At 67.8% G+C, this 14,448-nt stretch carries 15 protein-coding genes; 8 read left to right on the top strand and 7 right to left on the bottom strand.

Translation table 11 applies throughout. The features are described from left to right. Positions 1–4: 4 nt before the first annotated feature. Both PE061_RS08110 and PE061_RS08105 read left to right on the top strand, forming a co-directional pair. The gene (locus PE061_RS08110; RefSeq protein WP_271258585.1) at positions 5–394 is read left to right on the top strand and encodes a nuclear transport factor 2 family protein; all 390 of its coding nucleotides are present in this window, start codon (positions 5–7) and stop codon (positions 392–394) included. 78 nt (positions 395–472) lie between these two features. Then, positions 473–1,093 (top strand): VOC family protein, encoded by a 621-nt coding sequence (locus tag PE061_RS08105; RefSeq protein ID WP_271258584.1) that lies wholly within the window; start codon positions 473–475, stop codon positions 1,091–1,093. Between the two features lie 26 nt (positions 1,094–1,119). Here the strand turns inward: PE061_RS08105 and PE061_RS08100 are convergent, their stop codons facing one another. Continuing rightward, entirely contained in the window at positions 1,120–2,682 is a 1,563-nt protein-coding gene (locus tag PE061_RS08100; protein WP_271258583.1) for a long-chain-fatty-acid--CoA ligase, read from the bottom strand. A gap of 76 nt (positions 2,683–2,758) precedes the next feature. Between PE061_RS08100 and PE061_RS08095 the strand changes: the two genes are divergently transcribed. The 3 genes from PE061_RS08095 to PE061_RS08085 all read left to right on the top strand — a co-directional run bounded on the left by PE061_RS08095 (position 2,759) and on the right by PE061_RS08085 (position 4,961). Next, positions 2,759–3,805, top strand: coding sequence for a 5-methyltetrahydropteroyltriglutamate--homocysteine methyltransferase (locus PE061_RS08095; protein WP_271258582.1), 1,047 nt, complete (start codon positions 2,759–2,761; stop codon positions 3,803–3,805). A 395-nt stretch (positions 3,806–4,200) separates the two neighbouring features. Continuing rightward, positions 4,201–4,458: a helix-turn-helix transcriptional regulator gene (locus tag PE061_RS08090; RefSeq protein ID WP_271258581.1), complete on the top strand. Its 258-nt coding sequence runs from the start codon at positions 4,201–4,203 to the stop codon at positions 4,456–4,458. Beyond that, positions 4,455–4,961 carry a hypothetical protein gene (locus tag PE061_RS08085; protein ID WP_271258580.1) on the top strand — a complete coding sequence of 169 codons (507 nt, stop codon included), beginning with the start codon at positions 4,455–4,457 and terminating at the stop codon, positions 4,959–4,961. Before PE061_RS08090 ends, PE061_RS08085 begins: the two co-directional genes overlap by 4 nt. A gap of 102 nt (positions 4,962–5,063) precedes the next feature. Here PE061_RS08085 and PE061_RS08080 read toward each other — a convergent pair whose 3' ends face one another. From PE061_RS08080 to PE061_RS08055, 6 genes are all read right to left on the bottom strand, one after another. Next, a complete protein-coding gene (locus tag PE061_RS08080) occupies positions 5,064–5,768 on the bottom strand; it encodes an alpha/beta fold hydrolase (RefSeq protein WP_271258579.1) in 705 nt (234 codons plus the stop codon). Then, on the bottom strand, positions 5,768–6,706 hold the full coding sequence (locus PE061_RS08075) for an NAD(P)-dependent oxidoreductase (RefSeq protein WP_271258578.1): 939 nt from the start codon (positions 6,704–6,706) through the stop codon (positions 5,768–5,770). Before PE061_RS08075 ends, PE061_RS08080 begins: the two co-directional genes overlap by 1 nt. Continuing rightward, positions 6,703–8,004 (bottom strand): phosphopyruvate hydratase, encoded by a 1,302-nt coding sequence (gene eno, locus PE061_RS08070; RefSeq protein ID WP_271258577.1) that lies wholly within the window; start codon positions 8,002–8,004, stop codon positions 6,703–6,705. The genes PE061_RS08075 and eno overlap by 4 nt, the downstream gene beginning before the upstream one ends. Continuing rightward, positions 8,001–9,005 carry a phosphotransferase family protein gene (locus PE061_RS08065; protein ID WP_271258576.1) on the bottom strand — a complete coding sequence of 335 codons (1,005 nt, stop codon included), beginning with the start codon at positions 9,003–9,005 and terminating at the stop codon, positions 8,001–8,003. Before PE061_RS08065 ends, eno begins: the two co-directional genes overlap by 4 nt. An 11-nt stretch (positions 9,006–9,016) precedes the next feature. Further along, complete coding sequence (locus PE061_RS08060) at positions 9,017–10,144, bottom strand: alpha/beta hydrolase (protein WP_271258575.1); 1,128 nt, start codon at positions 10,142–10,144, stop codon at positions 9,017–9,019. A 69-nt stretch (positions 10,145–10,213) separates the two neighbouring features. After that, entirely contained in the window at positions 10,214–11,845 is a 1,632-nt protein-coding gene (locus PE061_RS08055; protein WP_271258574.1) for a long-chain-fatty-acid--CoA ligase, read from the bottom strand. 149 nt (positions 11,846–11,994) lie between these two features. Between PE061_RS08055 and PE061_RS08050 the strand changes: the two genes are divergently transcribed. The 3 genes from PE061_RS08050 to PE061_RS08040 all read left to right on the top strand — a co-directional run bounded on the left by PE061_RS08050 (position 11,995) and on the right by PE061_RS08040 (position 14,372). After that, positions 11,995–12,435, top strand: coding sequence for a MarR family winged helix-turn-helix transcriptional regulator (locus PE061_RS08050; protein WP_271258573.1), 441 nt, complete (start codon positions 11,995–11,997; stop codon positions 12,433–12,435). Between the two features lie 53 nt (positions 12,436–12,488). Then, on the top strand, positions 12,489–13,085 hold the full coding sequence (leuD, locus tag PE061_RS08045) for a 3-isopropylmalate dehydratase small subunit (protein WP_271258572.1): 597 nt from the start codon (positions 12,489–12,491) through the stop codon (positions 13,083–13,085). 408 nt (positions 13,086–13,493) lie between these two features. Further along, entirely contained in the window at positions 13,494–14,372 is an 879-nt protein-coding gene (locus PE061_RS08040) for an OmpA family protein (protein WP_271258571.1), read from the top strand. The last annotated feature ends 76 nt before the right edge of the window (positions 14,373–14,448 follow it).

Raw genomic sequence — 14,448 nt, 5'->3', positions numbered from 1 at the left:
GCCAATGACCGATGACGACATGCGTGCGCTTGCCAAACGCTTCTTCGATGCCGTCGAGCAAGGCGACGTGGCGACGCTGCGCAGCTGCTATGCGGATGACGCACGTATCTGGCACAACACCGACGAGGCTGAGCAGACGCCGGACGAGAACGCGGAGACGCTCTCCGGCTTCGTCAAACGGATCAGCCACCGCGTCTATGCCAACCGCCGCGTCAATGTGTTCCCCGGCGGTTTCGTGCAGCAACACGAGCTCCACGGCACACGGCAGGACGGCGCGCGCCTGACGCTGCCCGCCTGCATCATCTGCCGCGTCGAGAACGGCAAGGTCACGCGGCTCGACGAGTATTTCGATTCCGCGCGCGTCGCGGAATTCCGGAAATTCGCCGTCAGCTGATCCCGTATAATCGTCAATTAGATTGACGATTATACTTCGAAAGCGTAGCATTCGGCAAAAGGCATAAGGAGGATCGACATGTCCAGGGACACCACCGCTCCGTTCGAGTTCCGGGGCGTCAACCATCTGGCGCTGGTCTGCAAGGACATGGCGCGCACCGTGGAATTCTACCGCGACATCCTCGGGATGCCGCTCGTCAAGACGATCGACCTGCCCGGAAACCGCGGCCAGCACTTCTTCTTCGACATCGGCAACGGCGACAGCCTCGCCTTCTTCTGGTTCAAGGATGCGCCGGAAGCCGCCCCCGGCATCTCCGCGCCAGCCGCGCTGCCGACACAGGGCTCCTTCGTTTCGGCGCACGGCTCCATGAACCATATCGCCTTCAACGTGCCCGCCGAGCATTTCGACGAGTATCACCAGCGCCTGATCGACAGGGGCGTCGTGGTCACAAAGATCCTGAACCACGACAATTCCGAAACGCAGGTCGCCGACAGCGCGGACGACGAGGACGTGTACGTGCGCTCCGTCTACTTCTTCGATCCGGACGGCGTCTGCCTGGAGTTCGCGGCGTGGACGCACGAGGGCTTCACCGACAAGGACGTCGCCCACGATCCTGCCCGCGCCGACGGTTCGCGCGCGCTCGGCATGATCGTCGCGGCCGCGAAGAACGACGAAACGACGATGGTTCCCGCCGAGTAGGGCGAATCGGCAGGAGGCCGCGCCAGTCAGCCGACGGCGCGGTCCCGGCCTTCCCAGTAGGGCTGGCGGAGTTCGCGCCGCAGCACCTTGCCTGCCGCGTTGCGCGGCAGAACATCCACGATGTCGACGCTTTTCGGTGCCTTATAGGCGGCGATGCGGCTCCGCGCCCACGCGATCACCTCCTCCGCTGCGGGCGGCGCGCCATCCGGCACCACGAGCGCCTTCACCGCCTCGCCCCAGCGCGCGTCGGGGACGCCGATGACGGCGACGTCGGCGACGCCGGGGCAGCCGAGGATCGCGTTCTCGACCTCTGCCGGATAGACGTTCTCGCCGCCCGAGACGATCATGTCCTTGATGCGGTCGTGGACGTAGAAATAGCCGTGCGCGTCGGCGAAGCCCGCGTCGCCGGTGTGCAGCCACCCATCCGCCAGCGTCTCGACGGTCGCATCGGGGCGGTTCCAGTAGCCCTTCATGACGATGTCGCCGCGGATCGCGATCTCGCCGATCTCGCCGGGCGCGAGGCGCTCACCGTCCGGCCCGAGGATCGCGATCTCGATGTCCGGCCAAGGCCGCCCGCAGGACTTGAGGCGTTCGGAAACCTCGTGCCCGGACGGTGACAGGTACGAGCCCGCCCCGGTCGATTCGGTCATGCCGTAGAACTGCACGAAGCCGCAGCCGAAGGCGGCGCGGGCGCGCACCAGCACGTCCTCCGCAATCGGCGAGGCACCATAGGCGATGGTGCGCAGCGCCTCGAAACGCGCCTCCGCGATCGCGTCCGTCTGCAGCATCATCTGGATCATGGCGGGCGCGAGGAAGGCGTGCGACACGCGTTCGCGTTGCAGCATCCCGACCGCGGCATCAGCGGCGAAATCGCGGACGAGGACGAGGCGGCAGCCCTGCGCGAGGCCTGCGAAGCTGACGTTCGTGCCCGCGACGTGGAACAGCGGCATCACGATCATCACGGTCTCGCCCTCGTGGTAGGCGAAGCCGTCGACGCCCGTCGCCATCTCCATGAAGCGGCGGTAGTTGCGGTTGCCGAGCACGACGCCCTTGGGCCGACCGGTGGTGCCGCTCGTGTAGAGCTGCAGCACGTCGTCGTCGGGCTCGGGCGCACCGGGGAGCTGCGCGCCTTCGCCTGCCGCGAGCCAGGTGTCGAAGTTTTCGAAATCATCGTGCGCGCCGTAAAGTGCGACGAGGCGCGGCGGGGCAGGGAGAAACTTCACCGCCTCCAGCGCGGTCTCGAAGAAGTCCGCGCCGACGAACAGCAGCTTCGGCGCGGCGTCCTCCAGGATGAAGGCGATCTCGCCGGGGGCGAGGCGGCAGTTGACGGGCGTGAGGCAGGCGCGGGCGCGCGCGGTGCCGAAGAACAGCGGATACCAGGCGTCGTGGTTGCGCGTCAGCACCGACACGCGGTCGCCGGGCGCGACGCCGCTTGCCGCGAGCGCGCGCGCCACGGCCGCTTGCCGTTCGGCGAGCTCGGCGAAGGTCGTCTCGCGCGCGCCGAACAGGACCGCGACTTCGCCGCCCCGCGCCTTCGCCTGCACGGCCGGGATGTCCGACAGGCAGCGGATGGCCTCAAGGTCGATCATTCTCTCCCCTCGTTCTTGTTAATACTAAGAATACTAACTAATACGGAGACCATAAACAACCGGAGCGAGGTCCCCCGTGTTCGAACACCCGATCCTGCCTACCACAATCGTCGGCAGCTATCCGCAGCCGGACTGGCTGATCGACCGCGAGCGGCTGAAAAAGAGCCTGCCGCCGCGCGTGCGCGCCGCCGAGCTGTGGCGCGTGCCCGAGCCGTGGCTGGCGGACGCGCAGGAGCACGCGACGCTGATGGCGATCCGCGACCAGGAGGAACTGGGCATCGACATCGTCGGCGACGGCGAGATGCGGCGCGAAAGCTATTCGAACCGGCTGGCGACGGCGCTTTCGGGCATCGACACGGAGACCCACGGCACCGCCATCGACCGCACCGGAAAGGCGAACCCGGTGCCGCGCGTTTCCGGCCCGATTCGCCGCCTCTCGCCGATCGAGGCGCAGGATGCCGCCTTCCTGAAACGCCATGCGCGGGGACCTGTGAAACTCACGCTGCCCGGCCCGTTCACGATGACGCAGCAGGCGCAGAACGACCATTACCCGACGAACGAAGCGCTCGCGATGGACTATGCCGACGCGGTGAACGCGGAAATCCGCGACCTGTTCGCCGCCGGGGTCGACGTCGTGCAGCTCGACGAGCCGTACCTTCAAGCCCGCGCCGACGCCGCGCAGGACTATGCGCTCGCCGCCATCGACCGTGCGCTTGACGGCGTCGAGGGCACGACCGCGCTCCACATCTGCTTCGGCTACGCGCTCGTCCACGGCAGCCACGTCGCGAAGCCCAAGGCCTACGACTTCCTCGCCGAACTCAACCGTTCGCGCGTCGACGTGATCTCGATCGAGGCCGCCCAACCGCGGCTCGACCCGGCGATCCTCGCCGAGCTTCCCGACAAGATCATCATGTACGGCGTGCTCGACCTCGCCGATTCGAACGTCGAAACGCCGGAGACGGTGGCGGCACGCATCCGCGAGGCGCTGCGCTACGTCTCCACCGACCGGCTGTGGATCGCGCCCGACTGCGGCATGAAATACCATTCGCGCGAACTCGCGCAGGCCAAGCTGCGCGCGATGGTGGAGGGCACGGCGATCGTGCGGCGCGAACTCGGCCGCTAGAGTCGGTTCGATTTTGAATGGATCGCCTGTATTCCCTCCCTCCCTCTTCAGGGGAGGGATTGGGGTGGGGCGTTTCCCCAAGCTCGATACAGCTTATCATGACTGCCCCACTCCCCGACCCTTCCCCTGAAGAGGGAGGAGCTTCGGGGATCAGGCTCGGGTCGGCGTAGATCCGGGCTGCCATACGGTCGAGCGCGCCCTGATCGCTCAATCTGTGGATGGTTCCCTGTGCCCCCGGCGTGCATTGCGACCGCAGCGCGCAGGTCTTGCACGCTGAACTCCGGCAGCGGATCGCCCGAGTGCATGTCACTCAGCCTTAGCCAAATGTCCATTGACTTGCTTCTTTTTTGTTGTGTAAACACAATATATCATTATCAATTCGAGACGGTTTTGTGATGAACTTATATAACCGCATCGCTGTCTTTCGAGCCGAACGCGGCGTGTCCCGCCGCGAACTCGCGGAGGCGGTGGGTGTGAACAACCAGACGATCGGCTATCTCGAGCGGGGCGACTACAAGCCCAGCCTCGAGCTCGCGATGAAGATCGCCGTCTATTTCGAAGTGCCGATCGAGCTTCTGTTTTCCTTCCGTCCCTTCGAACCAGTCGCAGACACATTACGCCGTGCCGCCGCAGCCGGAGACCAATCCTCATGACCCTGCTCGAAAAAATGGACCGCCTCGTCTATGCGACGCGGCTCGACAAGATCATTTTTATGAAAACGCCGCCGCGAAGCTTTCGCTGGGCGCCGCTACTGGTGGTCGCGGCCATGATCCTAGGCTTCGTGCTGATGGCCAGGGCCGGAATAGCGATTGCCGCCGATTTCCTGATCGGGTGGCTGATCTTCTATGGCGCGATCCTCGCCGCCGCCTTTCTTCGCGCCTTGGGACCCCGATTCACGGCGACCGTGAACCGACCACTGGATGAGCGCGAACTCATGGTGAAGGCTCGCGCGCACGCCACCTCGGGCGTCGTGCTCGCTATTATGTTTTCGCTCGGCTGCTTCTACATGACGAGCGCAGGCGTTCCATGGCTTTGGCACCCGCAGTTCATGGACTGGTTCAATCTCGGCTTCGGGATTCAAGGGTTCGGCTTGCTCTTGCCGACCTGGATCGCCAGTTGGCTCGAACCGCGACCGGCGGCGGACCCCGACGACTGAAATCAGCAATCCGGCCCGGCCACTCGACCCAGCCCCGTCGTCATAGACGTGCGCCCGTTTTGGCACAGCCCGGGATGCAACCCAAAACAGACCGATTGCAGCTCAGGTTTCGCGCAGCCAGTCGCCGACCGCTTTCGACACCGCCTCCGGCGCTTCCAGCGTCGAGAGGTGCCCGACACCCGGCAGCACGACGAGCCGTGCGCCCGCTATGCCGGAGACGATCTCGTCCTGATGCGCGCGCGTGGCAATGCCGTCGGCGTCGCCCCAGAGAATCAGCGTCGGCACGCGGATGTCGGCCAGAGACGCCCGGCTGTCGGCGCGGGCCATGATCGCGCGCTGCTGGCGCAGGAACGTCTCGGCACCCGTCTCTGCCGCCATCCGCCGCACGGCGGCGACGAGCGCGGGGTCTTCGCGGCGCGCGGGGGAGAGCAGCATCGGGATGCGCTCCTCCGCCACCTGATCGAAATGGCCTTTCTCGACGAGGTCGATATAGCCCTGCCGCCGCGCTGTCTGCGCCGGGCCGTCGGCGGGGGCGAGCGTCGCGAGCAGCGCGAGGCGCGCGACGCGCTCGGGCGCCTGCCGCATCACCTCGAATGCGGTGAAGCCACCCATCGCGTGCGCGGCGAGCGCGAAGCGTTCGGGCGCGGCGTCGAGCAGCCGCCGGGCCATGTCCGCGATCGTCTCGTCCCGCGTATGATCGGCGACGATCACCGCGCGCTCGGCCGACCATGCCGCGATCTGCGGCGCCCACACGTCGCGCGTGAGAAGCTGGCCGGAAGCGAGGACGACGGGAAGCGGCTCTGCCATCAGACAACCCTGTTCAGAAGCGGCTCCCCGGCGGCGAGCCTGCGGACGTTTTCCTTGGCGATCACGAGGCAGCGCCCCAGCGTTTCGGGCGTCAGCCACGCGATATGCGGGCTGACGACGACCTGCGGCAGCCCGAACAGCGGGTTGTCCGCGCCCGCCGGTTCCGCCGCGAACACGTCGAGCCCCGCGCCGCGCAGGTGCCCGGAGCGCAGCGCATCGGCGAGCGCGGCCTCGTCGACGAGCTCGCCGCGCGCGGTGTTGACGAGGATCGCGCCCGGCTTCATCGCCGCGATCGCGGCGCGGCCGATCATGCCCTGCGTTTCCTCGGTGAGCGGCGCGTGCAGCGACACGACATCGGATTCGGCGAGCAGATCGGCGAGGGGCAGATACGTATAAGGCACGTCCGCCTTCGCCGAGCGCGCGGTGTAGACGACGCGCGCGCCGAGCGCTTCGAGCGCGCGCGCCAGCCGGGCCGCGGTGCTGCCGAAGCCGACCAGCCCCACGGCGCGCCCCGCGACCTCGCCGACGCCGTCGAGCACGGCGGAGTCCGCCTCCCAGCCTTTCCCTTCGCGGGTGATCGCATCGAAATAGGGCGTGCGGCGCAGCACCGAGAACAGCAGCGCCAGCGCCATCTCGGCGACCGCCTGCGCGTTGACGCCGGGCATGTTGCAGACGGCGACGCCCGCGTCCCTCGCGGCATCAAGCGCAATGGTGTTCACGCCGACGCCGAGCTTCTGGATCAGTTTCAGCCTCGGCGCGCCCGCGATGTGATCGGGCCGCACCGGCGTCAGCACGTGGAGCAGCGCTTCGGTGTCCGCCATCTCACGGCGGAAACCGGCGTCGTCGGCCTCGTCGACGATGGCGATGCCGTCCCCGAACACGCCGTCCACCTGCGCGCGGAAACCGGCGCTCGGCCGGGCGTGGAGAAGAATCTTCATGCGGACAATCTCGCCGCGACCGGCGCGGCGAACGCCGACGCGCCCGCGAAGGTCGCATCCGCGCCCATCGCTTCCTCGATGCGCAGCACCTCGTTCCACTTCGCCATGCGCTCCGAGCGCGTGAACGAGCCGACCTTGAGCTGGCCCGCGTCCCACCCCACGGAAAGGTGCGCGATGGTCACGTCCTCGGTCTCGCCCGAGCGCGCCGAGACGATCGTGCCCCAGCCCTTGCCGCGCGCCGCGTCGAGCGCCGCCTTCGCCTCCGTCACCGTGCCGACCTGATTGACCTTGATGAGCGCGGCGTTGCAGGCGCCGTGGGCGGCCGCCGTTTCGACGCGCGCGGCGTTCGTGACCAGCACGTCGTCGCCGATGATCTGCACGGCGTCGCCGATGCGCGCCGTCACGTCCGCCATCGTGGCGAAATCGTCCTGCCCGGCCGGGTCCTCGATCGAGAGGATCGGGTAGCGCTTCGCCCAGCCGACGACGAGGTCCGCCATCTCCGCGCCCGAGAGCCTGTTGTTGTCGAGCGCGAGGCGGTAGCCGTTCGCGTCGCCGAGCTCGTTCGCGGCGATGTCGAGCGAGATGAACACGTCCTCGCCGGGGCGGAAGCCCGCCTGCTCGATGGCCTTGGTGAGTGTATCGAGCGCGTCTTCATTGGAATCGAAATTGGGCCACCAGCCGCCCTCGTCGGCGACGCCCGCGACGGCGCCCTTCGCCGCCATCAGCCGCCCGGCCGCGCGGTAGACGGCGTCGGTGATCTCGAGCGCGCGGCGGAACGAGCCCGCGCGGGGCGCCATCACCATGAAGTCCTGCACGTCGGTGCGCCGCCCGGCGTGCGCGCCGCCGCCGAAGATCTGGATTTCGGGGAGCGGAATCCGCACCGGTGCGCCGCCGGAAAGCCAGCGCCACACCGGCTCGCCCGCGGCGGCGGCGGCGGCGTGCAGCACCGCCATCGACACGGCGACGAGCGCGTTGGCGCCGATCTCCGCGCGGTTCGGCGAGGCGTCGAGCGCGACGAGCGCGGCGTCGACCGCGGCCTGATCGGCGGCATCTCGCCCGACGAGCGCGGGCGCGACCGTGCCGACGATGTTGGCGACGGCGCGGGCGACGCCCATGCCGCCGAACGCCTTGCCGCCGTCGCGCAGGTCGATCGCCTCGTGCGCGCCGCGCGACGCGCCCGCGGGCGCGATGGCGCGCCCGACCGCGCCGCCCGCGAGCTGCACCTCCGCCTCCACTGTCGGGCGGCCGCGCGAATCCCAGAGCTGACGGCCCTTGATGGCGGTGATTTCGCTGTTCATTCCCGTCCTTCCCGCCATCCGGCGATGAGCTGTTCGAGGTCTGTACCGGAGGCCGCGAGCAGGCGCTTGGCGCGGCCGCGGACCTCGGCGCGGTCCGCCGCGTCCGTGAGGTAGGGCGCGGGCGATTTGCCATCGACGCGCGCGAGCAGCAGCGCCGCCGTGAGCGCACCCGCGCGCTGCATCAGCGCGTCCGCATCCTCCCAGTCGATGCCCGCGCGGTACGCCGCCGCCATCGCCGCGGCAGACTCCGTGAGCGGCGCGGCATCCGGCTTCAGCCACACCGCCTTCAGCAGCAGGTGCGTCGTGCAGAAGGCGAGGTCGAACGCCGGGTCGCCGCAGACCGCGCACTCCGCATCGAGGAACACGGGGCCGCCGGGGCCGACGAGGATGTTCTTGGGGCTGACGTCGCCGTGGACGAGCGCCACGCGGCGCACTTCGAGATCGGCCGCGAGCGCCCGCAGGCGCGGCGCGACCTCCGCGTCATGCTGCGCGACATAAAGCAGGAACGGCTCGACCCTGAGCGCGTGGAACAGCGCGCCCGTATCGAAATCGCGCGCGATGGCCGGATCGTTCGCCGTCTCCGCGTGGATGCGGGCAAGCGCCGCGCCGACCTTCGCGGCGAACGCCGGATCGACGCGGCCGGCGATCAGTTCGTCCTTCCAGACCGGGTGCTGCGCGGGTTCGAGGAAGCGCATCGCGAAGAGGTGCTCCTCCGGCACCTCCGCGACGATGGCGGGCACGATCGCGGGCGCGAAGGCGCCGACGCGCCGCAGCCAGCGCACCTCGCTCTCGGCGCGCTCGACGGGCGCGAACCAGTCCGCCTCGACGCGCAGCTTGGGGAGCGCGCGCTTCACCGCGAACGCGCCCTTCGCCGTATCGACGCGCCACACGTCGCACGAGACGCCGCCCGACAGCGGCGTCATGCGCGGCACCTCTCCGGGGGCGACGAGGCCCGAGGCGCGCAGGTGCTCTATGACCGATTCGTCCTGCGCTGCGCCCACGCCCGTCCCCTTCAGAGCTTCTCGCGAATCCAGCCCGCCATCAGGTCTGCGGCATCGTCGCGGTGCTTCGTCGAGTCCTCGAAATAGTGCGCGCCGGGGAGCATCTCCAGCCGCTTGTCGGCCGATCCGATGAAATCGAAGATCTTCCGCGCGTCGCTCGGGAAGACGCCGGTGTCCGCCGAGCCCTGCACGACGAGCGCGGGCATGTCGAACTTGCTGAGGTGCGGCTCGCCCATGCACTTCGAGGTCTCGAGGCTCCACATCGAAAGCCATGTCCGAATCGTGTTGGCGCGGCCGATGCTCGGCGTGCGGTTCGCGACCGCGGGATCGCCGCGATAGCACTGGCCGGGCGCGCGGTCGGAGGGGTCGATCGCCGGGTCCATGCAGCGCAGGTCGCCCCACACGCGGAACAGCGGGAAGATGCGGTCCGGGATGCCGGCGGCGTTGAGGCGGGCGAGCTCGGCCTTCGCCCAGTCCGTGATGCGCTGGTTGCGCGCGCGCTGCGCGGCCCGGTAGCGTTCGATGAAGTCCGCCGAATAGGGCGGGCCGTTGTCCGGGTTGAAGGGATCGAGCGCCGGGTCGGTGGCGACGGGGTCGGTCTCGTCGATCACCGAGGCGTCCATCCAGTCGGTGAGCACCTCGGGGCGGCCCTGATGCGCGTTCAGCGAGATGTAGAGGTCCGCCTTCGGCAGGCTCGCGAGCACGTCGCGGCCCGCGCCGGTGAGCGCGGTGTGCATCGTCGGCTTGATCGCCTCGGCGAGATAGGCGCCCATCAGCGAGCCGCCGCCCGAGTTGCCGAGGATGACGATCCGCTCGACGCCCGCCTCCTCGCGCAGCCAGCGCATCCCGACGCTGATGTCGATGAGCGCGTGCTCCAGCAGGAACTGGTCCTCGAAGCCGCGGTAGCGCGTGTTCCAGCCGAGGAAGCCGAAGCCGCGCCGCGCGAAATAGGGCGCGATGTAGTGCTCGGCGAAATCGACGTTGTAGTGCGTGGCGATGAGCGCCACCTTCGGGCGCGCGCCCTGCGCGGTCCAGTAGATGCCCTGGCACGGATGGCCGCCCGCCTGGATGCGCGGCGCGGTGGCCGACGCGCGGCCGATGAAGACAGCGTCCAGCCCCTCGGTGCCGTTCGGATCCATCGTATCTCCCCTCGGTGAATTACTTAGCTATCGAAGTATATAACGGGTGGAACGCGAGGGTCCAGCCCCTCATCGCTCGACATTGAAGGGCAGCGTGTAGCCTTCGAGGCGCGTGCGGATCAGCTTCTTGTCGACCTTGCCGGTGGGGCCGAGCGGGATCTCGTCCACGATCAGCACGTCGTCGGGCATCCACCACTTCGCGATCCTGCCGTCGAGCCACGCGAGGAACTCGGCGCCGTCCGCCGTCTCGCCGTCCTTCAGCTGCACGAGCAGGATCGGCCGTTCGTCCCACTTCGGATGCACGACGCCGATCACGGCCGCATACTGCGCCTTCGGGTGGCCGACGACGATGTTCTCGATGTCGATCGAGGAAATCCACTCGCCGCCCGACTTCACGATGTCCTTGGCGCGGTCGGTGATCTGCATGTAGCCGCGTTTGTCGATCGTCGAGACGTCGCCGGTGTCGAAGAAGCCCTCGTCATCGAGCACGTCGCCGCCCGCGCCCGCGTAGTAGCCGCCCGCGATGGTGACGCCCCTGATCTTGAGCCGCCCGGGCGTGCGCCCGTCGTGCGGCAGGCGCCCCCCCGCGTCGTCGGTGAGCTTGAGCTCGATGCCGCAGAGCGGCCGCCCCTGCTTCAATTTGTAGGCGACCTGTGCGTCCTCATCCATCGCGGCGACCTCGGCGGTGGGCACGGAGACGGTGGCGAGCGGCGAGGTCTCGGTCATGCCCCAGCCCTGAATCACGTCGACGCCGTAGTCGCGGAAGGTGCGGACGATGGATTCCGGGCACGCCGAGCCGCCGATGGTGACGCGCTCCAGCGTCGAGAAGCGCGCGCCCGTGGCCTCGACGTGCTGGAGCAGCGACTGCCAGACGGTGGGCACCCCGCCCGCGTAGGTGACGCCCTCGCTCTCGATGAGATCGTAGAGCGAGGCGCCGTCGAGCCGCTGCCCCGGCAGCACCAGCTTCGCGCCCGCGGCGGGCGCCGAATAGACGACGCCCCACGCGTTGGCGTGGTACATGGGCACGACGAGCAGGATGGTGTCGCGCGCCGACAGCGCCAGCGCGTCGCGCTGCAAGGTCATCAGCGCGTGGATGTAGTTGGAGCGGTGCGCGTAGAGCACCCCCTTCGGATTGCCGGTGGTGCCCGAGGTGTAGCAGAGCCCGCACGCGGTCCGCTCGTCGAAGCCGCCCCACGCGAATTCGGCGGATTCGCCCGCGATCCAGTCGTCGAAGGCGACGGCTTCGAAATCGGTTTCGGGCAGCCCCGCGCGGTCGCAGAAGAAGATCACCCGCGCGATCGAGGGCACGTTCGCGAGCAGGTCCGGGATCAGGGCTGCGCAGGCGGGATCGGCGATCAGCAGCCGGTCCTCCGCCTCGGCGGCGATATAGGCGAGCTGTTCAGGGAACAGGCGCGGGTTCAGCGTGTGGCAGATCGCGCCCATGCCGGCGATGCCGTACCACGCCGCGAGGTGGCGCGCGCCGTTCCACCCGAGGGTCGCCACGCGGTCGCCGAGTCCGATCCCCATGCGCGCCAGCGCATTCGACACGCGCTTCGCGTCGGCATGGACCCCGGCATAGCTGCTGCGCGTGACGCGCCCCTCGGCATCGCGCGAGACGATCTCCCGCGCGCCGTGCCACGCGGCGGCGTGATCGAGCAGGCGGTCGACCGTGAGCGGCCAGTCCTGCATCAATCCCAGCATCGTTCCCCTCCCCGCTTTCGTTCCCGATTCAAAATGCCTAGTAATCTAAGTATTGAGCCCGGACAAGAATGCACGCCGCCCTTGCGCCTGTGCAACCGCCGCACCTTCCGCTATCGCGACCAGGAGAACCCATTTCCGGCGAAGGGGCAATGCGCGACAACCAGCTGATCATGCACCTGTTCCAGCGCTTCTGCTGGCTCGACGACGGGCTGCAGGCGCGGCTCCACGACCGCGGCTGGCCCGATGTGAGCCGCGCGCAGTCGATGGTGATGGTGAACGTGCTGAGCGGCTACGTGCGCCCCGCCGAGATCGCGCGCCGCATGGGCGTCTCGCGGCAGGCGATCCACACCACCATCGCGCAGCTCGCGGAGATGGGCATATTGACACTGGAACCGGACCCGGACGACGGGCGGCAGCGGCGCGTCGCCGTGACCGAATACGGCGCGCGGATGCGCAGCGACGCGCAGCAGGCGATGGATGCCGTCTCGGCCACGGTGAAGGATGCGCTCGGCGAGGCGCGCTACGAGGCGCTGCTGGAGGCGCTGGAGGCGGACTGGGGCCCGGTGCCGACGGGCCGCCCGCCGGCTTGACGCCCGCGCGCGCAAATGGTTAGGTTTCGAAGTATTTTCTGCGGAACCCGCGCATGGCCTTCGAAATCCTCGTCTCCCCCGCCGCGCGGCTGCCGATGGCCGACGTGGACACCGACCGCATCCTGCCCGCCAAGCGCATGAAGGGGCTGACGCGCGATGGCCTCGGCGCCTTCCTGTTCGAGCGGATGCGCTACGACGACGCGGGACGCGAGCGGCCGGAGTTCGTGCTGAACCGGCCCGCGTTCCGCGACGCGAGCGTCCTCGTCGCGGGCGCCAACTTCGGCTGCGGCTCCTCGCGCGAGCACGCCGTCTGGGCGCTCCGCGACCACGGCATCCGCTGCATCATCGCGCCGAGCTTCGGCAGCATCTTCACGAACAACTGCCGCGAGAACGGCATATTGCTCATCGCGCTTCCCGACGCCGTGCTGGGTGCCCTCAATGCGCGGCTGGACGATACGCCGACGGCACCGCTCAGCATCGACCTGCGCTCGCAAACGATCCTGATGGACGGCGGAGCGCCGATCCGGTTCAGCATCGACCCCTCGGTCCGCCGTCACCTGATGGACGGCCGCGATTCAGTGGAGCGGACGCTGGCGTTGGAGGGCGCTATCGCCGACTACGAAACGCGCCAAGCGGTCGAACGAATCTAATCGCTCCCTCCCTCTTTACGGAGAGGAGCGTGTCGTTTGCAAACCTGCCGTTTCGTTGCTGGCCAGCACCTTGATCCCAGTCATTCACAGGCGGGATAGCGCCTGCCCTATATCAGCCGTTCGTTCATCTGGAACAGCAGCGGCGGCTTCGCGCCTACCCGGCGCAGTCTGCATCGGCTTGCCGCAAGATGCTCTCGAAACGTCTACGTAACACTGGCGTTGTCCGGGGTGTTGTGCCCGAAATATCGGCCCGAACATGCAAGACATCCGTGGCGTTCGGGTACGGCGACAATCCGCACATCAGCGAGGCTTGATGGCGCGGATTCCAGCCGCCGGATACGACGGCACGGAAGACGATAGTCGGGCGACCACGCGCGTCCGGTTGGTCGAATTTGAAGGAGCAATGCGATGAGTGTTATTTCCAAAAGTCCAAGAATGTTTTTGCTGCTTGCACTTACTGGCCTAGTGCCGGCCAGCCTGCATGCGCAGCAGCAGGACATGAGCGAGGCCGACGCACCAATAGACATAAATGCCTATCCGCCTGCCGACCTGACGGGAATGGCCGCAGGACCAGAGATCGAAGGCTTCATCTCGGCGCGCAAAGACCAGAAGGTGCAGATCACGACCGCTGGCGGCACAAAAACAACAGTTTTCATCAGCGATGGAACCAGAATCAAATCCAGCGGGGGATTCCTCGGAGCCAACAGCAAGAAACTGGCCGCAGACTCGCTGCTGAACGGACTGCCGGTCAGCATCAAGACGGTGCAGTGGGGGGAAGGACTGGTGGCAAGCCAGATCGCTCTCAAGAACAAGGATTTCAAAACCGCGTCAATGATCCGTAACGCCACGGACCAGCGCTTTGAGGAGCAGGCCGCAGCAACAGAAGCACTCCGGGGCCGCGTGGGCGATATCGATCAGTACAATGTCAAAAGCACGACCAACGTGAACTTCGACACCGGCAAGGCCGTGCTGTCTGCTCAAGCGAAAGCCGATCTCTGCGCCGCGGCCACCGAGGCCGAAGCGATGGACAATGCCCTCCTGCTTGTCGTTGGCTATACCGATTCCACGGGAAGCCAGGAATTTAACCAAGAGCTTAGCGAGAAGCGAGCTGCGCGCGTCGTCAATTATCTTCAGCAGGCCTGCGGCTGGAAGCCCTATCGCATGCTTACACCCACCGGAATGGCTGAAGCGGACCCGGCGGCAAGCAATGACTCGGTTGAGGGCAAGGCGCAGAACCGCCGCGTTGCGGTGAATGTTTTGGTCAGCAAGGGTCTGGACGGGATATGAAGCGTTGGGGTGGGTCTCTCGCCCACCCCCACGTTCCGGTTTGCACCCGAAAGCGCCCTGCCCGCTAGCGGCCCCT

The organism is Sphingosinicella microcystinivorans (assembly GCF_027941835.1).
Lineage (GTDB): Bacteria > Pseudomonadota > Alphaproteobacteria > Sphingomonadales > Sphingomonadaceae > Sphingosinicella.
This window is presented reverse-complemented; position numbering and strand designations above follow the sequence as displayed.